The sequence below is a fragment of the Pseudoxanthomonas sp. YR558 genome (genome assembly GCF_900116385.1).
In the GTDB taxonomy this organism is placed as follows: Bacteria; Pseudomonadota; Gammaproteobacteria; order Xanthomonadales; family Xanthomonadaceae; genus Pseudoxanthomonas_A.
The window spans coordinates 475,477-499,309 of the sequence record NZ_FPCI01000001.1; the positions used below are offsets into that span (position 1 = coordinate 475,477).

The following is a 23,833-nucleotide window of genomic DNA, read 5'->3' on the forward strand; positions in this document are numbered from 1 at the left end:
CGCATGCGCCCCGCCCCCACCCTCTCCGCGCCCGACCAACGTCGCTCTCGCGTCCACCAGGCCGTGCGCGAACTCATGGCCGAACAGGGGTTCCGCATCAGCATGGACGCGGTCGCAGCGCGGGCGGGCTGCTCGAAGCAGACGCTCTACGCGCATTTCGGCAGCAAACAGGAGCTGTTGCGCAGCGTGATCGCCGAGCACCAGGAGCTGGCGACCGCGCAGTTGTCGCCGACGGCCGATGCGCCCCGCGAGGCGCTGCTGGCCTTCGCGGAAGAACACCTTCGCCACCTGTGCGACCCGTCGGTGGTCGCCGCCAGCCAACTGCTGGCCGCAGAAGCGCACCAATTTCCCCAGGAAGCACGCGACCTGTATCGCGACGCTTGCGATACTCTGGTGCAGCGCCTCGCCGCCTGGCTGCAGCACGCCATGGACCAGGAATGGCTGAGGCATGACGACCCGCACTACGCCGCGGAGTTGCTGCTCAGCATGATCGTCGGGATGGATTTCGAGCGGCAGCGCTTCGGCGTCCCCCATCGCGCGAGCCGCCAGGCGCGCCAGCGGTGGTCGATATTCGCCGTCGATACCTTTCTGCGTGCGTTCGCGCCCTCGCCCGACAACGAACCTGCTTCCCCGGACCAGCCCCCTGGCCGTCGCATCCGCTCATTGCGCCCCCTTCCCACGTCTTCAAGAAAAAGAAACGGAGCTTCCCCATGACGTCCCCCGTCCGTCCCCTCGTCCTGGCCAGCGCCCTGCTGGCGGTCCTGACCGCCTGCAGCAAGCCCGAGCAGCAGCAGATGCCTCCGCCTGAAGTGGTCGTGGCGACCGCCACGCCGCAGAACGTGCCGTTGCAGCGCGATCTCGTCGGTCGGCTGTCGCCGTTCCGCAGCTCCGATGTGCGTGCCCGCGTCGCCGGCGTGGTGCAGAAGCGCGTGTACCAGGAAGGCAGCGACGTGAAGGAAGGCCAGGTGCTGTTCCTGATCGATCCGGCACCGTTGCAGGCGTCGTTGAGCGCCGCGCAGGCCAACCTGGCCTCGGCACAGGCCACGTACGCCAATGCGAAGGTCTCCGCCGACCGCGCGCGCCAGCTCGCGCCGCAGAAGTTCGTTTCCAAGTCCGACCTCGACAACGCCGAAGCCGCCGAGCGCAGCGCTGCTGCGGCCGTGCAGCAGGCGCGCGCCAACGTCGAGACCGCCCGCATCAACCTGGGCTATGCCAGCGTCACCGCACCGATCTCCGGCCGTGCCGGCAAGCAGCAGGTCACCGAGGGCGCGCTGGTGGGCCAGGGCGACGCCACGCTGCTGACCACGATCGACCAGATCGATCCGCTCTACGCCAACTTCTCGATGAGCTCCAGCGAGATGCAGGCCATCCAGCAGGCGCAGGGCGAAGGCAAGGTCGAACTGGCGGGCGCAGGCCAGCGCACGGTGCAGATCGTGCTGCCAAACGGCCAGGTGATCGATCAGGCCGGCACGCTCGACTTCTCCGACACCGTGGTCGATCCGGCCACCGGCAGCGTCTCGCTGCGCGCCACCGTGCCCAACGAAGGCCGCACGCTGCTGCCGGGCACCTTCGTCACCCTGCGTGCGACGCTGGGCGAGCAGAAGGGCGCCTTCCTGATCCCGCAGGGCGCGGTCCAGCGCGATACCGTCAGCGCCTACGCGATGATCGTCGGCAAGGACGGCAACGTCGTCCGCAAGAACGTCGTCACCCAGCAGGCCGTCGGCGCGAACTGGTTGATCACCGACGGTCTGGCCGCCGGCGACCAGGTGATCGTCGAAGGGCTGCAGAAGGTCAAGGAAGGCGCGCCCGCGAAGGGCATCACCGCCGAACAGGCTGCCGCCGCCAAGGCCGCGCAGGCCAAGCCGGCGCCCGCGCAAGGCAAGGCCGAGTAAGAAGGACCCTCCCCCATGCCCAAGTTCTTCATCAATCACCCGATCTTCGCCTGGGTCGTGTCGATCCTGATCTCGCTCGCCGGCGTGATCTCGATCCTCAACCTCGGCATCGAGTCCTATCCGTCGATCGCACCGCCGCAGGTGACGGTCAGTGCCACCTACCCCGGCGCCAGTGCGGAAACCACCGAGCGCTCCGTCACCCAGGTGATCGAGCAACAGCTGACCGGCATCGACAACCTGCTGTACTTCAGCTCCAGCTCCAGTTCCGCCGGCCAGGCCTCGATCACCCTGACGTTCCAGACCGGTACCGACGCGGACATCGCGCAGGTACAGGTGCAGAACAAGGTGTCTCTGGCCACGCCGCGCCTGCCCAGTGAGGTCACCGCGCAGGGCGTGGTGGTAGCCAAGGCCAACGCCGGCTTCCTGATGGTGGTGGGCCTGCAGTCCGATAACCCGAGCATCGACCGCAACCGCCTGAACGACATCGTCGCGTCGCGCGTGCTGGACCAGATCGCGCGCGTGCCCGGCGTCGGCAGCACCCAGCACTTCGGCTCCGAGTACGCCATGAACCTGTGGCTGGACCCGGGCAAGCTGCAGGGCTTCAACCTGTCGGCCACCGAAGTGCTCACCGCCGTGCGCAGCCAGAACGTGCAGTTCGCTGCGGGCTCGGTCGGTTCCGATCCGGCGCCAGAAGGCCAGGCATTCACCGCCACGGTGTCCGCCGAAGGGCGATTCACCACGCCGCAGCAGTTCGAGCAGATCATCCTGCGCGCCAATAGCGACGGCTCCACCGTCCGCTTGAAGGACGTGGCCCGCGTCGAGTTCGGCGCCCAGAACTTCGGCTTCGACACCCAGTTCAACGGCAAGCCGGTCGGCGCGTTCGCCATCCAGCTGCTGCCGGGCGCCAATGCGCTGAACGTGGCCGAGGCCGTGCGCGCCAAGATGGACGAGCTGCAGCCCAGCTTCCCGCCGGGCGTGAGCTGGTTCTCGCCGTACGACACCACCACGTTCGTGAAGATCTCGATCGAGGAAGTGGTCAAGACGCTGATCGAGGCGGTGATCCTGGTGTTCCTGGTGATGCTGGTGTTCCTGCAGAACTTCCGCGCCACCATCATCCCCACCCTCGTCATCCCCGTCGCGTTGCTGGGCACGTTCTGGGGCCTGAGCGTCATCGGCTTCACCATCAACCAGCTGACGATGTTCGCGCTGGTGCTGGCCATCGGTATCGTGGTCGACGACGCGATCGTGGTGATCGAGAACGTCGAGCGCATCATGGCGGAAGAAAAACTCCCGCCGCGCGAAGCGACCATCAAGGCGATGGGCCAGATCACCGGCGCCGTCATCGCGATCACCGTGGTGCTGGCGGCGGTGTTCATTCCGTCGGCGCTCCAGGGCGGCGCATCCGGCGAGATCTACAAGCAGTTCGCGCTGACCATCGCCATCTCGATGGCGTTCTCGGCCTTCCTGGCACTGGGCTTCACCCCGGCCCTGTGCGCGACCTTCCTGAAGCAGCACGAGCACGACAGCCACGAGAAGAAGAACATCGTCTTCCGTACGTTCGAGAAGTACTACGGCAAGATCGAGAAGACCTACGTGGGCCACATCGGCTCGGCGATCAAGCACGCGCCGCGCTGGATGGTGGTGTTCGCCCTGCTGACGGTGCTGGCGGGCTTCCTGTTCACGCGACTGCCGAGCAGCTTCGTGCCGGAAGAAGACCAGGGTTATGCGTTGGCCATCGTGCAGCTGCCGCCGGGCAATTCGCTGCAGAAGACCAAGCAGGTGTTCAACCAGGTCCGCGGCACGCTGCAGCAGATGGACGGCTTCGACGGCGTGATGGAAGTGGCGGGTTTCAGCTTTCTGGGCCGCGGCGAGAACGTCGGCATGGCGTTCATCCGGCTCAAGCCGTGGGACGACCGCGACGTCACCGTGCCGGAGTTCATCCAGCAGGCCAACCAGCGGTTGTACGGCATCAAGGGTGCGCAGATCTTCGTGGTGAACCTGCCGACCATCCAGGGCCTGGGCCAGTTCGGTGGCTTCGACATGTGGCTGCAGGACCGCGCCGGCCTGGGCCAGGAGGCCCTGATGTCCGCACGCAACCAGTTGCTGGGAGCCGCATCGCAGGACAAGAGCCTGATGGCGGTCCGCCCGAACACGCTGGAGAACGCGCCGCAGCTGCAATTGCACGTGGATCGCGTGCAGGCGCAGGCGATGGGGCTGTCGGTCAGCGACATCTACAACGGCATCCAGCTGATGCTGGCACCGGTGTACGTCAACGACTTCTTCTATGAGGGCCGCATCAAGCGCGTGAACATGCGTGCCGATGCTGCCTACCGCACGGGCGCCGACTCGCTGGGTCGCATCTACACGCCCAGCAGCCAGCAGACCGATGCCTCCGGTGGTCGCGCGATGATCCCGCTGTCCAACGTGGTGCAGTCCAGCTGGGCCTCGGTGCCGCCGTCGCTGTCGCGCTACAACGGCTATTCGGCGGTGAACATCAACGGTTCCGCCGCGCCGGGCAGTTCGTCCGGCCAGTCGATGACCACGATGGAGCACATCGTCACCGACCAGCTGCCGCAGGGCTTCGGCTACGACTGGAGCGGCATGTCGTACCAGGAAATCCTGGCCGGCAACAGCGCCACGCTGCTGATGGTGCTGTCGATCGTGGTAGTGTTCCTCTGCCTGGCCGCGCTGTACGAAAGCTGGTCGATCCCGGTGGCCGTGCTGCTGGTCGTGCCGCTGGGCGCCCTGGGTGCGGTGCTGTTCACCATGCTGCGCCCCGGTCTATCGAACGACCTGTTCTTCAAGATCGGCCTGATCACCATCATCGGCCTGGCGGCGAAGAACGCGATCCTGATCGTCGAGTTCGCGGTCATGGAGCGCAAGCAGGGCAAGACACTGCGCGAAGCGGTGGTCTCGGCGTCGCACCTGCGCTTCCGCCCGATTCTGATGACCTCGTTCGCCTTCATCATGGGCGTGCTGCCGATGGCGATCTCCACCGGCGCTGGCGCCAACGCGCGCCACGCCATCGGCACCGGTGTCATCGGCGGCATGATGTTCGCCACCTTCCTCGGCCTGCTGCTGATCCCGGTGTTCTTCGTGTCGGTCCGGCGCATGCTGGGCGACAAGATGGACGAGCCGTCGAAGGAGTACCTGGAAGAAAAGGGCAAGCCAGCCTCGCGCTGATTCGACCTGTCCGCTACGAGAAAGCCCCGGTCCTGCCGGGGCTTTTTCTTTGCATCGAGGGCGTTGCGGTCCTTGGATTGACCGCGATGACCCGCTTTCCTCGTGTCCGACCGACCCGCCCGCCTTCGCGCCCGTGCGCGCGGCTGCGGGCCAGGTAAACGAAACACACTTCTAGCCGGCGTCTCAAATCGTGATAATCCGGCGCTTCATGCTGTCGAACCGGCCCCCGCCCGTTCGTCGCCCTGACGACCTCCCTGACCTGCCGAAGACCTCCCCCATGACACGGAAAGACCCCACCGCACGGAAAAAGCCCTCCACGCCCCTGCGCATGACCCTCATGCTGATCGCCGTCGCGATCATCATCGGCGGCGTGTTCGTCGCCAAGGCGGTCATGGGTAACCTGTTGAACGGCTTCTTCGACAACATGCCGCAACCCGCTTCCACCGTCACCGACTGGACGGCCAAGGAAGAGGAATGGGTCGACGCGCAGCAGGCGGTGGGCACGTTCGTGGCGATCAACGGCACCGACGTCACCACCGAAGCCGGCGGCGTGGTCCGTAGCCTGTCGATCGACGTGGGCAGGCCGGTCAAGGCCGGCACGGTGCTGGCCCAGCTCAACACGGCCAATGAACTGGCGGTACTGAAATCGCTGGAAGCCCAGGCCAAGTTGGCCGCCGTGCAGCGCGACCGCTGGCAGGCGCTCGCGCGCGACAAACTAGTCTCGCAAGCCGAAGCCGAAGAGCGCGCCACGGTCGCCGCGACCTCGCTGGCCCAGGTGGAGGCCCAGCGTGCGTTGATCGCGCAGAAGACCATCCGCGCGCCGTTCGACGGTGTGCTCGGCATCCGCCAGGTCAACCTCGGCCAGTTCATCAACCCGGGCGACCCCATCGTCAGCCTGCAGGCGCTGGACCCGATCTACCTCGACTTCACCCTGCCCGAGCGCCAGGTCGGCCAGGTGTTGCCGGGCACCGCCATCCGCGCCACGGTCGACGCACTGCCGGGCCAGGTATTCGAAGGCAAGGTGACCGCCGTCGAACCGCAGGTCGATGCCGCCACGCGCAACTTCAAGGTGCAGGCAACGCTGGACAACGGCGAGTACAACCTCCGCCCCGGCGCGTTCGCGCATGTCGGCTTCGACACGGGCGACAGCCGCAAGGTCGTGGTGGTGCCGCAGACGGCGATCAGCTTCAACCCGTACGGCAATGCGGTGTACGTGATCCAGGAAGTGCAGCGCGCCGAAGGCGAGAAGGACATGCAGGGCAAGCCGCTCACCGGCAAGAAGCTGGTCGTGCGCCAGCGCTTCGTGAAGACCGGCGCCACCCGCGGCGACCTGATCGCCGTGACCGAAGGCCTGAAGCCGGGTGAGCGCGTGGCGACCACCGGCCTGCTCAAGCTGCGCAACGACGCCGAAGTGGTGGTGAACAACAAGGTGCAGCCGGTAACCGAGGCCCAGCCGAAGCCCGAGAACCGCTGACGGAGCGCCGGCATGAAATTCACCGACATCTTCATCAATAAACCGGTACTGGCGATCGTCGTCAGCCTGTTCATCTTGCTGTTCGGCCTGCGCTCGTTCACCGAATTGAACGTGCGCCAATACCCCGAGCTGCGCAACGCCGTGGTCAACATCAGCACGGTGTACTACGGTGCCGACGCGGACCTGATCCAGGGCTTCATCACCACGCCGCTGGAGCGGGAAGTCGCGAGCGCGGAAGGCATCGAGTACCTCAGCTCGACCAGCTCCGCCGGCGTCAGCCAGATCCAGGCCTACATCCGCCTGGACCAGGACCCGAACGAGGCGCTCACCCAGATCGCCGCCAAGGTCAACAAGATGCGCGGCCAGCTGCCGCCGGAGTCCGAGGACCCGGTGATCGACCTGCAGCAGGGCCAGCAGATCGCGGCCATGTACGTGTCCTTCGCCAGCGAGACCCTGGACAACAACCAGATCACCGACTACCTGACCCGCGTCGTCCAGCCCAAGCTGGTCACCGTGTCGGGCGTGCAGCGCGCCGATATCCTCGGTGCGGGCACGTTCGCCATGCGCGTCTGGTTGAAGCCGGACCGCATGACGGCCCTGCAGGTGACGGCCAGCGACGTGTCCACGGCGTTGTCGTCCAACAACGTGCTGGCGGCGGTGGGCTCCACCAAGGGCCAGATGGTCGCCATCGACATGACGGCCCGCACCGATCTGCGCAATGCCGACGAGTTCCGCCAGCTGATCATCCGTGAGCAGAACGGCGCCATCGTCCGCCTCGGCGACGTGGCCGACGTGCAGCTGGGTTCCGAGAGCTACGGCACCTCGGTCCGCATCAATGGCGAAGCGGCGACGTTCATGGGCATCTTCGTGTCGCCCGACGCGAACTCGCTGGACGTCATCAAGAACGTGCGCACCCTGTGGGACAACGAGATCGTTCCGCAGCTGCCCGAGGGTATCAAGGCGACGATCCCGTACGACAGCACCGAGCAGATCCAGGACGCCATCGACGAGGTCGTCAGCACGATCGTGGAAGCGGTGATCATCGTCATCGTGGTGATCTTCCTGTTCCTTGGCTCACTGCGCAGCGTACTGATCCCCGCGGTGACGGTGCCGCTGTCGCTGGTCGGCGCGCTGTTCCTGATGCTGCTGATGGGCTTCACCATCAACCTGCTGACCCTGCTGGCGATGGTGCTGGCGATCGGCATCGTGGTGGACGACGCGATCATCGTGCTGGAGAACATCCATCGCCACATCGAAGAAGGCATGTCGCCTTACGATGCCTCCATCAAGGGCGCGCGCGAGCTCGCTTGGCCGGTCGTGGCGATGACCACCACGCTGGTGGCCGTGTACCTGCCGATCGGCTTCCAGGGTGGCCTGACGGGCGTGCTGTTCACCGAGTTCGCGTTCACCCTCGCCGGCTCGGTGCTGCTGTCCGGCGTGATCGCGCTGACGCTGAGCCCGATGATGTGCGCCAAGCTGCTCAAGCCGCATACCGAAGGCGGCAAGGGCAAGCTGGAGAAGTGGCTGGACACGCGCTTCGACAAACTCAACGCCGGTTACCAGCGTCGCCTGCATGGCACGCTGGAAACCAAGTCGGTGATCGGCGTGCTCGGCCTGATCGTGCTGGTGTCGTGCGTGTTCCTATACATCACCGCGCCGAAGGAACCCGCGCCGCTGGAAGACGAGGGCTTCATCTTCTCGGTCGCCAGCGCGGACCCCTACTCCACCCTGGACTACGTGGAGCGCTACACCGAAGAGGTCACCTCGATCGCCAAGGGCGTGCCGGAAGTGCAGGACTACTTCCTGTTCAATGGTGGCTTCGGCGGCAGCGGTGGTGGCGCCAGCCCGATGGCGATGGCCGGTTTCGTGCTGAAGCCGTGGAGCGAGCGCGACCGCTCGACCAATGCCGTGCTCCAGCAGGAACTGCAGCCGAAGATGAGCCAGGTCAGCGGCCTGAACATCTTCGCGCTGGTGCCCCCCTCGCTCCCGAGCGCAGGCGGCGACGGCGGTGGCGGCGAGTTCGTCATCGGCGGCGTCGGCGAATTGAGCCAGTTGGCCGAGCTGGCCGACCAGATCCTGATGAAGGCGATGGAGAGCAAGCGCTTCATCTTCCTGGACAAGGACCTGAAGATCGACAAGCCGCGCATCGAGGTCAACATCGACCGCGACAAGGCGGCCAGCCTGGGCATCGACATGCGTACGCTGGCGGCCGACATGGCGGCGATGCTGTCGGGTGGCTACACCAACCGCTTCGCGATGCAGAACCGCTCGTACCTGGTGATCCCGCAGGTGCAGCGCAGCGACCGACTCAACGCCAGCGACCTGGAGAACTACTACACCCGCGCCCGCAACGGCGAGCTGATCCCGCTCTCCACCATCGTGACGCTGAAGGAGAGCGCGCAGCCGCAGTCGCTCAAGCGCTTCCAGCAGTTGAACGCGGTGTCGATCACCTTCGCCCCTCGCCCCGGCGTGAGCAAGGGCGAGGCGCTAGCCATCCTCGACCAGGCGGCGAAGGAAGTACTGCCGCAGGGCTACTCGGTGGATTACGCCGGCGAGTCGCGCCAGTTCAAGCAGGAAGGCGCAGCGATGCTGGTGACGCTGGCGTTGGCGCTGATCGTGATCTTCCTGGTGCTGTCGGCCCAGTTCGAGAGCTTCCGCGATGCGCTGATCATGCTGTTGACGGTGCCGATGGCGATCTGCGGCGCGCTACTGACCCTGAACGCGTTGGCCTTGCTCAGCGGCATCCTGGGGTTCATGCAGATCGAAGCTTTCCCCGGCATGAGCATCAACATCTACACGCAGGTAGGCCTGGTGACGCTGGTCGGCGTGATCTCCAAGCACGGCATCCTGATCGTGGAGTTCGCCAACAAGCTGCAGGTCGAGCGCGGCCTGTCCAAGCGCGAGGCGATCGAGGAAGCGGCGGCGATCCGCCTGCGGCCGGTGCTGATGACCACCGCAGCGCTTGTGTTCGCGATGATCCCGCTGCTGATCGCCAGTGGTCCGGGTGCGGCGTCGCGCTTCTCGATGGGCGTGGTGATCGCCTCGGGCATGACGATCGGCACGATGTTCACCCTGTTCGTGCTGCCGGCGTTCTACCTGTACCTGGCACGCGACCATGCGCACGACCGCAAGGATGCCAAAGAGGCGGCACCATCCCTGGAGAGTGAAGCCGCGCCCGGACATTGAGTACGGCCACGCCCGATGAAAAATAGGAAGCCCCGGCCATGCCGGGGCTTCCTTTTGGGCGCCGCCGGGACAGATGCTTGTCCTGTCCTGATCCGCGCGACTCAGCTCAATGCCTGGCCTTGGCTGGCCGATCTTTGCTGCTCCTGGAGGTGCGCCATCTGCTGCACCTGCAGCCGGTCGGACGACTCGATTCCGCGCAAGCTCTCCTGCAAAGAGGGAGACGGTTCGGACAGCGACACGTTGGCGCGGTCGCCGGGTATCCGGCCAGCTACCCAGACTTGGTCTTCATGGACCACCACGGCTCGGATCTGGCCGGGATCGGTCACGCCCCCCAACACGGCCTGATGAGTGATCTCGGCGATCTTCTCCTTCGCCACGCCTGGCAGACGTTCCTCCAGAGCGGAATACAACGGGTAGCGAGGATGGTCCGTGGGAAACGTTTGTGCGTGATCGTCGCGTTGAAGCCGGGTGTCCGACGATGGCGTAGTCCGCTCATGGTCCGAGCCAACCGACCCCCGCCCTCTGTGCTCGGGTGACGCAGGTTGAAGATAGTCAGGCGTCCGGAAGCGGATGGTCGGCCCAGACCCGTCGTCTGTTTCGGGTCGCCGCAGCTGCTCTGGCGGCCGTGCATCGCGGTCAATCGGAGGAAGTCGGTCGCAGAAGAATTGTTGACGCTGCTCGTGATAATCCGCGAGCCGCTGCGTCGCCGCGGCCTCCGCCGCTGCGCTGCGCTCCGCACGTGCCGCCGGTTCACCGGCCGGCAACGGGCCGCGCAGTTCGCCAAGGGTGTCCAGCGCGTTGCCGTAGGGACCACGCGCGACCACCGTGGCGATGGCCCGGCCTGCGGCAACATCGCCTCGGAACTTGTCGATCATGGGGTCGAACACCTCGGCCAGTTGGCGTGCGGCCGGATCCGACAGGATGGAGCGGTCGGGCCTGCCCTCGCCGTCAATGCCGAGAAAGTGATGCATGCTGTGCGATCCGAGCAGCAAGCCAGCAACGCCGGGGGCACGCGGATCGAGAGGATCACGGTCGCTGGCATAGCCCGCGCCGTGCAGGGCCGCGATCTCGTTTGCGCTGGCGTACACCCGCACCTGCCCATAGTGCGGGCTGGCGGCGCTGACTGCATCCCCGACCTTGACGTGGTTGAGGACGCTGCCGCCTCCTTCTCCAATCCCGTAACCCAGGCTCGCCGCACCATAGGCATTGAAGGTCTCGCCACGCAGGTCGAAATGGTGCGCCGTGATCTGCGCCAGGGTGCCACCCAGAGAGTGTCCTGTAACGGTGACTTCCGGGACGTGGCCCCCTTCACGGCCGATATCCCGGGCTCTTTCAATCGCACGCCGCGTCAACGCGATGGCGTCCTGCACCTGAGGATTGACGCGGTCAAGCACCATCGCGCCATCGGTAATCAGGCCATCTTTGACCCAGCCCTCCCACTTCTTTTCGCCCTCGGTACCACGGTGAGCAACGATGATCTCGCCGGTGTCTACGCGCTGGTAGATGGTGCCCTGGTAGCCGTTGATAGGGCTGCTGGCGTGTTCGAGTATTTTGTAGGTTATTCCACCGAGAACAATATTCTGCTCTTTACCTTTTGGCTGTGGTTCTGGCGGATAGAACTTGTACGCGTCATTTGCCAGATAAGCATACTGCTGGCTAGTTAGGCTCATTGGACTGCTGCCCTAGAAGAAAAAACAACAGAAAAAACTTCTGCCTCGAGCTCTGCGCGAAAAACCTTAGGGCCTTGGGCTTCCCATATAGTCGGATCGGCAGGATCTGACCTACCACGCCCATCCTTCCAGAAATAGAAAGTTTCTACTTGTTCGGAAATCATCATTTCTGGCGTATACCAGAGCGCAAGCTCCGGGTAAAAATGTCTTGAATTAAACTGCATATCGGCGGCAATAAAGATGCCGGCGAGCTCCCATTGGCAAATTCCTCGCCCATAAAAATCCTCCTCATATATCGCGTCCAGATAGATCGTGCCAACGTATCTGCCATCCGCGACCTTAGTCAAAGAAAACGGGATTGAAGCACTCTTTGGCTCAGTTTGAACGCCAGCGAAATTACGTATCGGGGGCAGACATTGTTGATTCGAGATGTCGTATTGCAAGCTACTCCTGGATACCTCATACGGTCCAGATGCGTCGACTATGTCCATGGTTATGATATAGCCGTGTTTTGGATTCTTATTTAGCTTGTGCAATGGCTTCTCTTCCTGCACCGGCGCACAAGCCGCGAATGCCATGCTGGTCGCGACGACCATCGACTTCATACTCATCTCGCTCTCCTGATTATCGTCACTATCTATCGGAAACGCCTTCGCCGCTTCGCAAGATGGAAGGTTTGGCTTGCGCTTTGTAGCGGCTGGCAACCCTCCTACCGGCAGCGGACCCAACTCTGCCACGGTGCGGACATTGATGATTTCCAGATCGCGCAGCAATTGCAGGTCGTGCAGCTTGTCGCCCTTGTTGGCACACAGCTTCATCCGCGCAACGATGGCATCGTCATTGCATCCCTCCTGCGCCATCACATCCTCCTGCCCTTAAAGGAGAGCAATCGTTTCATTGTCCGACATCGATCATCTTCACATCGACCTTCGGCAACAGCCGCCTGGTGAAATGCTTGTCCTGGTAGTACCTGATCTTCTCGCACATCACCGGATGTGGGATTCCCTCATACAGGAAGACCTCCTTTTCCGGGCCCATCGCTTTCAACTCCTGCGGCAGCATCAGCGCCCGGCGCTCCAACGATTCCGTGAATGACACGCTGCCCTGCTGCCCGTGCGATTGCGAGCGGTTGCGACGGTGCACCGTCGTGTAGCCCAGCATCTCGGAATAGTCGTTGGCATCCTGCTGCTCGCGGGGCGCGTAGATGATCTGCAACGCGTGATTGGTGATGATGGTCCGCGACACTTCCTTGCCGTACACCGCGTCCAACTGCGACATACTCTGAATGATCGGCAGAAGACGCAGGTTGTAGCCTGCCATGTAGCTCACTGCGCTGGCGATGATGTCCACCCTGCCGATGGCCGTAAACTCGTCCATCAGCAACAGGCACTGATGCTTTAGCGCCGGATTGGACTGCGGCAGTTCGCGCGTGTTCTCGTTGATCAACTGGCTGAAGAACAGGTTCACCAGCACCCTGCTCTCGGCCAGCTTGTTGGGCTGGATGCCGATGTAGATGGTCATGCGCTTCTTGCGGACATCGGTGATCAGGAAGTCGTCGCCGCTGGTGGCCGCGTCAAGGACCGGATTGACGAAAGCGTTCAGCGGCTCCTTAAAAGTACCCAGGATGGAGGAGAACGTCTCTTCGGCCTGCGAGAGCAGGTTTGCGAACGCAGTCCTGGCGTGCTCGCTGAGGAATGGCTTGGCCGAAAGCTCTTGCAGGTACTGCTTTTGTTGCGAGCCGTTTCCCGCCGAAAGCCGATGCACGCGCCCCAGCGTGGGGAAAGCCATAAGCTCCGGAGGACACTTTCTCCGGCGTTCTTCGTCGTGATTCTCGAACAGGTACAGAGTGAAGGCGAGGAACGCATTCCGCGCGTGGCTGATCCAGAACTTGTCCTTGCCGTCACCATCCGGATACAGCATGGCGGCGATCGCCTGCAGGTCCGATATGCGGAACGCAGGATCGGACGACACGTAGCTGAGCGGATTCCAGCGATGCGTGCGCCGGTCTTCGGCGAAAGGGTTGAACAGATAGATCTCCTGGCCCTGGCTGGCGCGCCAGCCGCTAGTCAGGTCGAAGTTCTCCTGCTTGATGTCCAGGACCACCACGGAGCCTTGGTACTCCAGCAGGTTGGGGATCACGACACCCACGCCTTTTCCCGAGCGCGTCGGCGCAGCCAGGATGACGAATTGCTGACCCGACAGCCGGATCAGCTTTCCACCCAGCCTTCCAACCACGATGCCTTCCGGCGCAGGCGCGAACATGCCATGCCTGGCGAGGTCGCCGGCGCGAGCGAAACGCGCATCTCCATGCAGTGCGGCTCTTGGCGACCTGAGGACGGGGATCACCATCGCCAGCCACGCGAGCAATGGCACACCGAACCCCAACGCTCCACCGGCCTTGATCTTGGTGGCGTAAGGCGCAACCTGGGGCTGGTCGAGGGCTCGCAGGTAGCGGAAATAGGTGTCCCATCGGAGCGAAGCATCCAGCCCGAGCAACCACAGGGTCGCGTATCCGGCCAAGTAGACACCCGCGATCAAAGCCAGCAATCCCATTGCCGACAGAAAGATTCCCTTCTTTCGTCCCATGTTCCTTTCCCGTTGTCACATTCCATGTATCACTGCAACTGTATGCAAGTGTCTTCTGCACTCAGCCTCGCGAGAATGAAACAAGCGGATTACCGCGTCCAGCCAGGACACGGTTTTTTCCCGCTAATGTCAGTTGATTAACTTCAATGCCACGGCGATGTGGCGAGGCGCAAACACTTTCAGATCGAACCAAAGCCACCGACATCGCTTGATGCGGATGAATCGTGACTTCTCGGGTGGCGATTCAACTTGCGCAGTCTTCTTCTCTAGCCCACAGCACCCGCATCGATCGTCGGACGTCGGACCCGAACGGGCACTCCACCGCAATGGCGACTACTTCGGCGCGTTCGCCGCCGGCGCCACATAGGCCTTGCGCGCAGCACGGACTTCGTCGTGGTGATCCGATGCCCACTGCGCCAGCATCTCCACGCGTTCGAAGAACGATTCGCCCAACGGCGTCAGTGCATAGTCGACGCGCGGCGGCACCGTGGGAAACACCGCGCGGCTGACCAGGCCATCCTGCTCCAGGTGCCGCAGCGTCTGCGCGAGCATGCGCGGCGAGATGTCGGCCACGCGTTTGCGGACCTCGGAAAAACGTAGCGTGCCCATGGCCAACTCGTGCAGGACGAGCACCGTCCAGCGGTCGCCGAGGCGGTCCAGTACGTCCCGGATCGGGCAGTTCTCGACGAGGATCAGGGATTGGCGATGCAAGGTCATGAGGATCTCCGGGACCGGTTACCTCGGGGTAACCGGGTTACTTCGAACACCCTGCTTGTACGGGCGTCCATTACTACCATAGGGTAACCAATATCCTTTCCGTTACCAAACCCAGGAGCCGCCATGTCTTCCCCCACCCTGCTCGTCACCGGCGCGTCCGGTCACCTCGGCCGCGCCGTGGTGCGCCACCTGCTGGAAACCCTGAAGGTTCCGCCCGTCCGGATCATCGCCACCAGCCGCAAGCCGGAGGCCCTCGCCGACCTCGCCGCCGCAGGCGTGACTGTGCGGGCCGCCGACTTTGACGCGCCCGCCACGCTGGCGACCGCCTTCGCCGGCGCGGACCGGGTGCTGCTGGTCAGCACCGACGCACTGCTCGAACCAGGCAAGCGCCTGGCGCAACACCGTACCGCCGTGCAGGCGGCGGTCGAGGCCGGCGTGAAGCATGTCGTCTATACGTCGCTGCCCTCGCCCGCCACCTCGCACGTCTCGTTCGCCCCCGACCATTTGGGTACCGAACAAGCACTGGAGGCCAGCGGTCTAGCATGGACCGTGCTTCGCAATGCCTGGTATGCCGAGAACCTGGCGTACTCGCTTCCGTCCGCGCTCGCATCGGGCGAATGGGTCACCGCCGCCGGTGAGGGTGGCGTCGCCTACATCGCGCGCGAAGACCTGGCGCATGCCGCGGCCGTCGCGCTCGCCGCCGACAGCACCGGGAACCGCACGTTCACGCTCACCGGCACGCAAGCGCTGAACGCCCGCGAGATCGCCGCGAAGGTCAGCGCGGCTCTTGGCAAGCCGCTGGCGATCGTCGGCGTCACGCCGGACCAACTGGCCGAGGGATTGCGCGGACATGGTTTTCCGCCGGTGCTGGCGGACGTGTTCACTTCGTTCGATGTGGCGACGGCGGCCGGCGACCTGGGCGAAGTGACCGATGATTACGCCGCGCTGACCGGTCGGGCGCCGGCGACGTTCGATGCGTGGCTCCCCGCACACGTCGACCTGCTGACCACGCCGCAATGACGGCTGAAAAAAGAACCCCGGCCTGAGCCGGGGTTCCTTTCTTACCGTGGAAGGAATGACTCAGGCCTGCTTGGCCTTCTCCTTCGCGATCCACTGGTCCACGCGTCGCTCCAGCAGCGTCAACGGCAATGCACCGCCGCCCAGCACGGTGTCGTGGAATCCCTTGATGTCGAACTTGTCGCCCAGTTCCGTCTCGGCCTTCCGGCGCAGTTCCTGGATCTTGATCATGCCCACTTTGTAGCCGGTGGCCTGGCCCGGCATGATCAGGTAGCGCTTCACTTCGGATTCGATCGCCGCGCGCGGCACCGCGCTGTTGGCGTCGAAGTATTCCACTGCCTGCTGTTCGGTCCAGCCCTTGGCGTGCAGGCCGGTGTCCACCACCAGACGGATCGCGCGCCACATTTCCGAGCTCAGGCGACCGAACTCCGAATACGGATCCTGATAGGTGCCCGGCATCTCCTTCGCCAGCCATTCCGCGTACAGGCCCCAGCCCTCGGCATAGGCCGTGGTGTTGTACTGGGTGCGGAACTTCGGCACGCCCGTCAGTTCTTGGGCGATGGAGATCTGCATGTGGTGGCCCGGGATGCCCTCGTGGTAGGCGATGACTTCCAGCTCGGGCTTCGGCATCGCGTTCATGTCGGACAGGTGCGCGTAGTACACGCCCGGGCGCGAACCATCCGGTGTGCCGGGATAGTAGTGCTGCGCGGCGCCGTCCTGCTCGCGGAACGCCTCGACGCGCTTCACCACCAGGTCCGCCTTCGGCTTCAGGCCGAAGTACTCCGGCAGCACCTTCTTGATGTTGTCGATGGCGCGCGTGGCGTCATCGATGTAGGCCTGGCGACCCGCATCGGTGTTGGGATACTTGAACTGCTTGTCGCTGTCGATGAAGGCGAAGAATGCATCCAGGTCGCCCTTGAAGCCGACCTTGTCCTTCAACGCCGTCATCTCGCCCTTGATGCGCTCGACTTCCTTCAGGCCCAGCGCATGGATTTCTTCGGCGCTCATGCCGGTGGTCGTCATCTGCCGCAGCTGGTACTCGTAGTACGCCTTGCCGTTCGGGTGCGTGCTGCCCACGCCGGTGGCATTCACTGCGGCCTTCGGCAGCTCTTCCTCACTCCACGCGATCACGCGGTCGTAGGCCGGCTTGAACTGCTCCAGCAGCGCCTTGCGGGCCTCGTCCTTCAACGCGGTGGCGCGGGCGGCGTCGATCTTGCCCGCCTTCACCAGCTCATCGGCCTTGGCCTGGGCATCGGCCCAGATCGCTGCGTCGGCGCCGGCTGAGAACGGTGCGCCGGTGATGACTTTCTTCGCCTGGTCGATGACGCCTTCGTACGCGAACTTGGGCGGACGGATGCCCTGCGTCGCCGAGGCGCGTGCGCGCTCCAGCAACTGGTCGAACGCACGACCAGTCGCCGTGATGCGCGCGATATACGCCGTGTAGTCGGATTCCTCTTCCACCTTGTGGAAGCTGATCAGGAAGGTCGGCCAGAAGCCCTGGGCGCCGTTCATCTGGTCGAACGCGTAGCCGTCGACCAAGAACGGCAGGCCGTCGCGCGCGTTCTCGTACTGCAACTTCCAGAGGTCATAGGACAGCTTCGCTTCGTCGTCGAGCTTGGCGTACGCGAAGGTCTTTTCCATTTCCTCGACGCTGGCCTTCTGCCAGGCGACCTGGTCGCGCGTGGCTTTCTCGGACATGTCGTCCACCTGGTCGTACAGGTCCTTGCGGCCCTGGAAGCTCAGCTGGATGGGGCTGAACTTCAACTGCTCCTCGTACTTCTTGTCGAACCACTCGTTCAGCCGCTTGCTCTCGGCGGCGATGTCGGCGGCGGACGCCACCGGGGCTGCGGCGTCGGCAGCGCCAGCCGCCGGGGCATTGCCCTTGTCGCAGGCAGCAAGGGCCAGGGTGAGGGCACAGACGATCAGGGTTTTGCGCATCGGGGTCTCCAGGAGGAAAACGGGGGACGCACCCCCGCATCAGGCCACTGTAGCGGACGGTCGGCCCTGTGGTCCCATGACCAAAGACGGGGGTCGCCGATACCCGTCGCCCAGAACGGAAAACGCCGCCTCGCGGCGGCGCTCTCCTTCAGGCGGGATGGCAGCGGAACTCAGCGCAGCCCGGTCTCGTTGCGCGCGATCACCAAGCGCTGGATCTCCGAGGTGCCCTCGTAGATCTCGGTGATCTTCGCGTCGCGGAAGTAGCGCTCGATCGGCATTTCCTTCGAATAGCCCATGCCACCGTGTATCTGCAGCGCCTGATGGGTGATCCACATGGCCGCTTCGGACGCGGTCAGCTTGGCGATCGCCGCTTCGTTGCTGAAACGCTGGCCCTGCCCCTTCACCCAGGCCGCGCGCAGCGTCAGCAGCGTGGCGGCGTCCAGTTTGCACTTCATGTCGGCGATCTTGGCCTGCGTCATCTGGAAGGTGCCGATCGGCGCGCCGAAAGCCTTGCGCTCCTTCACGTAGGCGATCGTGGCCTCATACGCGGCGCGCGCGATGCCGATGGCCTGGCTGGCGATGCCGATGCGGCCGGCATCCAGCACGCTCATGGCGATCTTGAAGCCCTCGCCTTCCTTGCCCAGCACGTCTTCCGGACGCACCACGTAGTCGGTGAACTCGATCTCGCAGGTGGCCGACGCGCGGATGCCCAGCTTCGGCTCGGTCTTGCCGCGGTGGAAGCCCGCTTGGGTGGTGTCGATCATGAATGCGGTGATGCCACGCGCGCCCTTGTCGGGTTCGCTCATCGCGAACAGCACGATGTACTTGGCCACCGGGCCCGAGGTGATCCAGCTCTTCTTGCCGTTGACGACGAAGCTGCCATCGGCCTGCTTCACGGCGCGGCAGCGCATCGCGGTGGCATCGGAGCCGGACTGCGGCTCGGTCAGCGCGAACGCGCCGATCTCGCGGCCTTCGGCGATCGCGCGCACGTACTTCTGCTTCTGCTCTTCCGTACCGAAGGTCAGGATGCCGTTGCAGAACAGCGAATTGTTGACCGACACGATGGTCGAGTGGGCGGCATCGCCTGCGGCGATCTCGAACATGGCCAGCACGTACGCGATCGGATCCATGCCGGCTCCGCCGTACTCGGCCGGCACTTCGATGCCCATCAGGCCGTTCTCGCCGAGCAGGCGGATGTTCTCCAGGGGGAACTCGCCGGTCTTGTCATGGTGCTCGGCACTGGGGGCGATCTTTTCCTGGGCGATCCGGCGCGCCACGTCCTGGATCATCAACTGCTCTTCGTTAAACGCGAAATCCACGGCTACCCCTCGGCAAGCAAATTTTGAATACCAATTGTAACCCGCGGACCATCCGCGGCCGTATGCCAAGGGTTGACCCGGCCGGGGCCGCCCAGTCAAAATATCTCTATATCGCGATAGGAAGATATTTATGGATCTGGAAGCCTGGTCCACCCGGCTGAAGGTCTTTGCCGACGCCACCCGTGTCCGCCTGCTGGCCCTGCTGGCCGGCGAGGAACTGACCGTCGCCGAGCTTTCCGCCATCACCCAGCTGGCGCAGCCGCGCGTATCCACCCATCTGGCGAAGCTCAAGGAAGCCGGCCTGGTGCGCGACCGGCGCGCCGGCGTGTCGGCGTACTACCGCTTCGACGAAGACAACCTCGATACGGTCCAGCGCGAACTCTGGCGCAGCCTGCGCGGCGGCAGCGACGATCCGCTGCTGCGCCAGGATGCCGAGCGCGTCGCCAGCGTGCTGGCCAACCGCGCCGCCGACCAGAACTGGGCCGACAGCGTCGCCGGGGACATGGAGCGCCATTATTCGCCCGGTCGTACCTGGGAAGCCCTGGCGCGCACCGCACTGCCGCTGCTCGAGACCGGCGACGTGCTCGACATCGCATCGGGCGACGGCGTGCTGGCCGAACTGCTCTCCCCGCACTCCAACCGCTATATCTGCATCGATACCAGCGCCCGCGTGGTCGCGGCCGCTGGCGAGCGTTTGCGCCGTTTCCCCAACGTGGAAGTGCGTGAAGGGGACATGCATGCCTTGCCGTTCAAGGACGCCAGCTTCGACCTGGTCGTACTGATGCATGCGCTCACCTACTCCACCAAGCCGGCGCAGGCCGTCGCGGAAGCTGCGCGCGTGCTTCGGCGAGGCGGCCGCCTGCTGCTCAGCAGCCTGGCGAAGCACGAGCACCGCTCTGTGGTCGAAGCCTACAGCCACGTCAATCTGGGCTTTTCGGAAAAGGAACTGCGCAAGTTCGCCGAGAAGGCCGGACTGGAGATCGCCAACGCAGAGACCGTCACCCGTGAACGCCGCCCGCCCCATTTCGAAGTGTTGTCGCTGACTGCCCAGAAGCCATGAAGACTCTCCCCTGGTTGCATCCCACCCGTGCCGCGCTGCTGCTGAAAGCCCTCGAAGAGCGCATCCTGATCATCGACGGCGCCATGGGCACCATGATCCAGCGCCACGGCCTGCAGGAAGCCGACTATCGCGGCGAGCGGTTCGCCGACGGTTGCGACGCGCAGCATGCGCACGAACACGGCCCGGGCTGCGACCACGACCTGAAGGGCAACAACGATCTGCTTCTGCTCACCAAACCGGAGGTAATCGCTGGCGTGCACGCCGCCTACCTCGAAGCGGGCGCGGACCTCGTCGAAACCAACACCTTCAACGCGACGTCCGTCAGCCAGGCCGACTACCACCTCGAACACCTGGTCTACGAGTTGAACAAGGCCGGCGCCCGTGTCGCGCGTGTGTGCTGCGACGACGCCGAGGCCAGGACGCCGGACAAGCCGCGCTTCGTCATCGGCGTGCTGGGCCCTACCAGCCGCACCGCCTCCATCAGCCCTGACGTCAACGACCCAGGCTTCCGCAACACCAGCTTCGACGAGCTGCGCGGCACGTACCGCGAGGCCATCGAAGGCCTGATCGACGGCGGCGCCGACACGCTGATGGTGGAAACGATCTTCGATACGCTGAACGCGAAAGCAGCGCTGTATGCCATCGAGGAAGTCTTCGACGCACGCGGCGGCCGCCTGCCGGTCATGATCTCGGGCACGATCACCGACGCATCGGGCCGCACGCTGTCCGGCCAGACTGCGGAAGCGTTCTACACCTCCGTCGCGCACAGCCGTCCGCTGTCGGTGGGACTGAACTGCGCGCTGGGCGCCAAGGATCTGCGCGAACACGTCGACACACTGTCCACCGTCGCCGACGCCTATGTCAGTGCGCACCCGAATGCCGGCCTGCCCAACGCGTTCGGCGAGTACGACGAGACGCCCGAAGAGATGGCGGCGACGTTGAAGGAGTTCGCCGAGTCGGGCCTGCTGAATCTGGTGGGCGGCTGCTGCGGCACCACCCCGGCCCACATCAAGGCCATCGCCGACGTGGTCGCCGGCTTGCCGCCCCGCGGCCTGCGCACTGCCCTGGAGCAGGCCGCATGAGCACCGCCGCACGTCATACGCGCCTGTCCGGCCTGGAGCCGTTGGTCATCACGCCTGATTTGCTGTTCGTCAACGTGGGGGAACGCACCAACGTCACCGGCAGCGCGCAGTTCCGCAAGCTGGTGAAGGAAGAGCGCTACGAGGAAGCCGTCGAGGTCGCGCGCCAACAGGTCGCCAACGGGGCGCAGATCCTCGACGTCAACATGGACGAGGGCCTGATCGATTCCGAGAAGGCGATGGTCCGTTTCCTCAACCTGATCGCCTCCGAGCCCGACATCGCGCGCATCCCGGTGATGGTGGACTCGTCCAAGTGGAGCGTGATCGAGGCCGGCCTGAAGTGCCTGCAGGGCAAGGGCGTGGTCAACTCGATTTCACTGAAGGAAGGCGAAGAGGCCTTCATCGACCATGCGCGCAAGGTGCTTCGCTACGGCGCCGCGGCGGTGGTGATGGCGTTCGACGAAACCGGCCAGGCGGATACCTGCGCGCGCAAGGTCGAGATCTGCACGCGCGCCTATCGCATCCTGGTCGATGACGTGGGCTTCCCGCCTGAAGACATCATCTTCGACCCCAACATCTTCGCGGTCGCCACCGGCATCGAGGAGCACGACAACTACGCGGTGGACTTCATCGAAGCCACGCGCATCATCAAACAGACCCTGCCGCACTGCCACGTATCGGGCGGCGTGTCGAACGTGTCGTTCTCGTTCCGTGGCAACGAGCCGGTCCGCGCGGCCATCCACTCCGTGTTCCTCTATCACGCCATCCAGGCCGGCATGGACATGGGCATCGTCAACGCTGGCGGGTTGCCGGTCTACGACGACCTGGACACCGAACTGCGTGAGCGTGTCGAAGACGTCATCCTCAACCGCCGCAAGGACGCAACCGAGCGCCTGCTGGAGATCGCCGACCGCTACAAGGGCAAGAAGGGCGAAGCGCCGGTGGAGAACCTCGCCTGGCGCGAGAAGCCGGTGCGCGAGCGCCTGGCCCATGCGCTCGTGCACGGCATCGACGCCTTCGTCGACGAGGACACCGAGGAAGCGCGCCAGCAGGCATCGCGTCCACTCGATGTCATCGAAGGCGCCCTGATGGACGGCATGAACGTGGTCGGCGACCTCTTCGGCGCAGGCAAGATGTTCCTGCCGCAGGTGGTGAAGTCCGCACGCGTGATGAAGAAGGCCGTGGCCTACCTGCTGCCCTTCATCGAAGCCGAGAAGCTCCGCACGGGCGACGTCGGCAAGTCCAACGGCAAGATCGTCATGGCCACGGTCAAGGGCGACGTGCACGATATCGGCAAGAACATCGTTGGCGTGGTCCTGGCCTGCAACAACTTCGACGTGGTCGACCTCGGCGTGATGGTCCCCACGCAGAAGATCCTGGACACCGCGCGCGCCGAGAACGCCGATCTGATCGGCTTGTCGGGCCTGATCACGCCGTCGCTGGAAGAAATGACCCACGTGGCGCGCGAGATGCAGCGCCAGGGTTTCGAAACGCCCCTGTTGATCGGCGGCGCGACCACTTCGCGCGCGCATACGGCGCTGAAGATCGACCCGCACTACAAGGCCCCCACGGTCTGGGTGAAGGACGCGTCCCGCGCGGTGGGTGTTGCGCAATCGCTGATCTCGCGCGACATGCGCACGGCATTCGTGGCCGCCAACGACGCCGACTACGCCGAGATCCGCGAGCGCCACAAGAACCGCGGCGATGCGAAGCGCCTGGTGTCGCTGGAGAAGGCGCGAGGGCAGAAGTTCGATGGCGGCTGGGCCGACTACGTGCCGCCCGTGCCGCGCCAGCCGGGTCTGCACGTGCTCGAGGATTACCCGCTCGATGAGCTGGTGGACTGCATCGACTGGACGCCGTTCTTCAATGCCTGGGAGCTCTTCGGCAAGTATCCGGCGATCCTCACCGACGATGTGGTCGGTACGCAGGCCAGCGAGTTGTATCGGGATGCCCGGGCGATGCTCGCGAAGATCGTCGAAGAACGATGGCTGACGGCGAAGGCGGTCTTCGGACTGTGGCCGGCCAACAGCATCGGCGACGACGTCGAACTGCAGGCCGATGGCACAGCAGAGCGCCTGCATTTCCTGCGCCAGCAGGTCGACAAGCCGGTCGAACGCCCGGATTTCTGCCTCGCCGACTTCATCGCCCCGAAGGATTCCGGCCGGCAGGATTGGATCGGCATGTTCGCCGTCACCGCCGGCATCGGGATCGACACGCACGTTGCCCGCTTCGAGGCCGACCACGACGACTACAACGCGATCCTGCTGAAGGCGCTGGCCGACCGCCTGGCCGAAGCGCTCGCCGAACGCCTTCACCAGCGCGTGCGTACCGAATTCTGGGGCTACGTCGCCGACGAGACCCTCGACAACGAGGCGCTGATCGCGGAGAAGTATGTCGGCATCCGTCCGGCGCCCGGTTATCCGGCCTGCCCGGAGCACAGCGAGAAAGGTACGCTGTTCCGCCTCCTGGATGCGGGCGCCAATGCTGGCATGTCACTGACCGAGAGCTTCGCGATGCTGCCGACCGCGGCCGTATCCGGTTACTACTTCAGCCATCCGCAGAGCCAGTACTTCGTGGTCGGGCGGGTTTCGAAGGAGCAGGTGGCGGACTATGCCAAGCGCAAGGGCGTTGAGATCGCGCAGGTGGAGCGCTGGCTGGCCTCGAACCTGGACTACGATCCCGAGTAAGCCAGGCTGCTCCCGGCTAGAATGC

15 protein-coding genes are annotated in these 23,833 nt (G+C 64.6%); 9 read left to right on the top strand and 6 right to left on the bottom strand.

The features are described from left to right. Positions 1-3 precede the first annotated feature (3 nt). The 5 genes from BM365_RS02135 (at position 4) to BM365_RS02155 (ending at position 9,735) form a co-directional block, all read left to right on the top strand. Positions 4-714 carry a TetR/AcrR family transcriptional regulator gene (locus BM365_RS02135; protein WP_093486172.1) on the top strand — a complete coding sequence of 237 codons (711 nt, stop codon included), beginning with the start codon at positions 4-6 and terminating at the stop codon, positions 712-714. Next, on the top strand, positions 711-1,892 hold the full coding sequence (locus BM365_RS02140; RefSeq protein ID WP_093486174.1) for an efflux RND transporter periplasmic adaptor subunit: 1,182 nt from the start codon (positions 711-713) through the stop codon (positions 1,890-1,892). The genes BM365_RS02135 and BM365_RS02140 overlap by 4 nt, the downstream gene beginning before the upstream one ends. Positions 1,893-1,907: 15 nt before the next feature. Beyond that, on the top strand, positions 1,908-5,075 hold the full coding sequence (locus BM365_RS02145) for an efflux RND transporter permease subunit (protein ID WP_093486176.1): 3,168 nt from the start codon (positions 1,908-1,910) through the stop codon (positions 5,073-5,075). 328 nt (positions 5,076-5,403) lie between these two features. Further along, positions 5,404-6,549, top strand: a complete 1,146-nt coding sequence (locus tag BM365_RS02150; protein ID WP_199186227.1) for an efflux RND transporter periplasmic adaptor subunit — start codon at positions 5,404-5,406, stop codon at positions 6,547-6,549. 12 nt (positions 6,550-6,561) lie between these two features. After that, positions 6,562-9,735 (top strand): efflux RND transporter permease subunit, encoded by a 3,174-nt coding sequence (locus BM365_RS02155; RefSeq protein WP_093486180.1) that lies wholly within the window; start codon positions 6,562-6,564, stop codon positions 9,733-9,735. Positions 9,736-9,836: 101 nt separating this feature from the next. Here the strand turns inward: BM365_RS02155 and BM365_RS17715 are convergent, their stop codons facing one another. From BM365_RS17715 to BM365_RS02180, 4 genes are all read right to left on the bottom strand, one after another. Further along, positions 9,837-11,405: a Tle-like phospholipase domain-containing protein gene (locus BM365_RS17715; protein ID WP_139227277.1), complete on the bottom strand. Its 1,569-nt coding sequence runs from the start codon at positions 11,403-11,405 to the stop codon at positions 9,837-9,839. Further along, positions 11,402-12,265: a hypothetical protein gene (locus tag BM365_RS02170; RefSeq protein WP_093486185.1), complete on the bottom strand. Its 864-nt coding sequence runs from the start codon at positions 12,263-12,265 to the stop codon at positions 11,402-11,404. Before BM365_RS02170 ends, BM365_RS17715 begins: the two co-directional genes overlap by 4 nt. 34 nt (positions 12,266-12,299) lie before the next feature. Beyond that, positions 12,300-13,991: a type IV secretory system conjugative DNA transfer family protein gene (locus BM365_RS02175; protein ID WP_093486187.1), complete on the bottom strand. Its 1,692-nt coding sequence runs from the start codon at positions 13,989-13,991 to the stop codon at positions 12,300-12,302. Positions 13,992-14,324: 333 nt separating this feature from the next. Next, complete coding sequence (locus BM365_RS02180; protein WP_093486189.1) at positions 14,325-14,708, bottom strand: winged helix-turn-helix transcriptional regulator; 384 nt, start codon at positions 14,706-14,708, stop codon at positions 14,325-14,327. A gap of 123 nt (positions 14,709-14,831) precedes the next feature. On the opposite strand from BM365_RS02180, the gene BM365_RS02185 reads away from it, so the two are divergent. Then, positions 14,832-15,728, top strand: coding sequence for an SDR family oxidoreductase (locus BM365_RS02185; protein WP_093486191.1), 897 nt, complete (start codon positions 14,832-14,834; stop codon positions 15,726-15,728). Positions 15,729-15,788: 60 nt separating this feature from the next. Here the strand turns inward: BM365_RS02185 and BM365_RS02190 are convergent, their stop codons facing one another. Together BM365_RS02190 and BM365_RS02195 are read right to left on the bottom strand one after the other, a co-directional pair. Next, positions 15,789-17,663, bottom strand: a complete 1,875-nt coding sequence (locus tag BM365_RS02190) for a DUF885 domain-containing protein (RefSeq protein WP_093486193.1) — start codon at positions 17,661-17,663, stop codon at positions 15,789-15,791. 170 nt (positions 17,664-17,833) lie between these two features. Beyond that, positions 17,834-18,982 (bottom strand): acyl-CoA dehydrogenase family protein, encoded by a 1,149-nt coding sequence (locus BM365_RS02195; protein WP_093486195.1) that lies wholly within the window; start codon positions 18,980-18,982, stop codon positions 17,834-17,836. A 130-nt stretch (positions 18,983-19,112) separates the two neighbouring features. Here BM365_RS02195 and BM365_RS02200 point away from each other — a divergent pair, with 130 nt between their 5' ends. The 3 genes from BM365_RS02200 to metH are packed head-to-tail and all read left to right on the top strand — an operon-like array spanning position 19,113 to position 23,808. Continuing rightward, entirely contained in the window at positions 19,113-20,042 is a 930-nt protein-coding gene (locus BM365_RS02200; protein ID WP_093486197.1) for an ArsR/SmtB family transcription factor, read from the top strand. Next, on the top strand, positions 20,039-21,124 hold the full coding sequence (locus BM365_RS02205) for a homocysteine S-methyltransferase family protein (protein ID WP_093486199.1): 1,086 nt from the start codon (positions 20,039-20,041) through the stop codon (positions 21,122-21,124). The genes BM365_RS02200 and BM365_RS02205 overlap by 4 nt, the downstream gene beginning before the upstream one ends. Beyond that, positions 21,121-23,808 carry a methionine synthase gene (gene metH, locus BM365_RS02210; RefSeq protein WP_093486201.1) on the top strand — a complete coding sequence of 896 codons (2,688 nt, stop codon included), beginning with the start codon at positions 21,121-21,123 and terminating at the stop codon, positions 23,806-23,808. Before BM365_RS02205 ends, metH begins: the two co-directional genes overlap by 4 nt. Positions 23,809-23,833 lie beyond the last annotated feature (25 nt).

What these genes read in the sequence shown, in the direction of transcription:
- BM365_RS02135 (WP_093486172.1), top strand. Translation starts at nt 4, where the DNA reads ATGCGCCCCGCCCCCACCCTCTCCGCGCCCGACCAACGTCGCTCTCGC.
- BM365_RS02140 (WP_093486174.1), top strand. Translation starts at nt 711, where the DNA reads ATGACGTCCCCCGTCCGTCCCCTCGTCCTGGCCAGCGCCCTGCTGGCG.
- BM365_RS02145 (WP_093486176.1), top strand. Translation starts at nt 1,908, where the DNA reads ATGCCCAAGTTCTTCATCAATCACCCGATCTTCGCCTGGGTCGTGTCG.
- BM365_RS02150 (WP_199186227.1), top strand. Translation starts at nt 5,404, where the DNA reads ATGACCCTCATGCTGATCGCCGTCGCGATCATCATCGGCGGCGTGTTC.
- BM365_RS02155 (WP_093486180.1), top strand. Translation starts at nt 6,562, where the DNA reads ATGAAATTCACCGACATCTTCATCAATAAACCGGTACTGGCGATCGTC.
- BM365_RS17715 (WP_139227277.1), bottom strand. Translation starts at nt 11,405, where the DNA reads ATGAGCCTAACTAGCCAGCAGTATGCTTATCTGGCAAATGACGCGTAC.
- BM365_RS02170 (WP_093486185.1), bottom strand. Translation starts at nt 12,265, where the DNA reads ATGGCGCAGGAGGGATGCAATGACGATGCCATCGTTGCGCGGATGAAG.
- BM365_RS02175 (WP_093486187.1), bottom strand. Translation starts at nt 13,991, where the DNA reads ATGGGACGAAAGAAGGGAATCTTTCTGTCGGCAATGGGATTGCTGGCT.
- BM365_RS02180 (WP_093486189.1), bottom strand. Translation starts at nt 14,708, where the DNA reads ATGACCTTGCATCGCCAATCCCTGATCCTCGTCGAGAACTGCCCGATC.
- BM365_RS02185 (WP_093486191.1), top strand. Translation starts at nt 14,832, where the DNA reads ATGTCTTCCCCCACCCTGCTCGTCACCGGCGCGTCCGGTCACCTCGGC.
- BM365_RS02190 (WP_093486193.1), bottom strand. Translation starts at nt 17,663, where the DNA reads ATGCGCAAAACCCTGATCGTCTGTGCCCTCACCCTGGCCCTTGCTGCC.
- BM365_RS02200 (WP_093486197.1), top strand. Translation starts at nt 19,113, where the DNA reads ATGGATCTGGAAGCCTGGTCCACCCGGCTGAAGGTCTTTGCCGACGCC.
- BM365_RS02205 (WP_093486199.1), top strand. Translation starts at nt 20,039, where the DNA reads ATGAAGACTCTCCCCTGGTTGCATCCCACCCGTGCCGCGCTGCTGCTG.
- metH (WP_093486201.1), top strand. Translation starts at nt 21,121, where the DNA reads ATGAGCACCGCCGCACGTCATACGCGCCTGTCCGGCCTGGAGCCGTTG.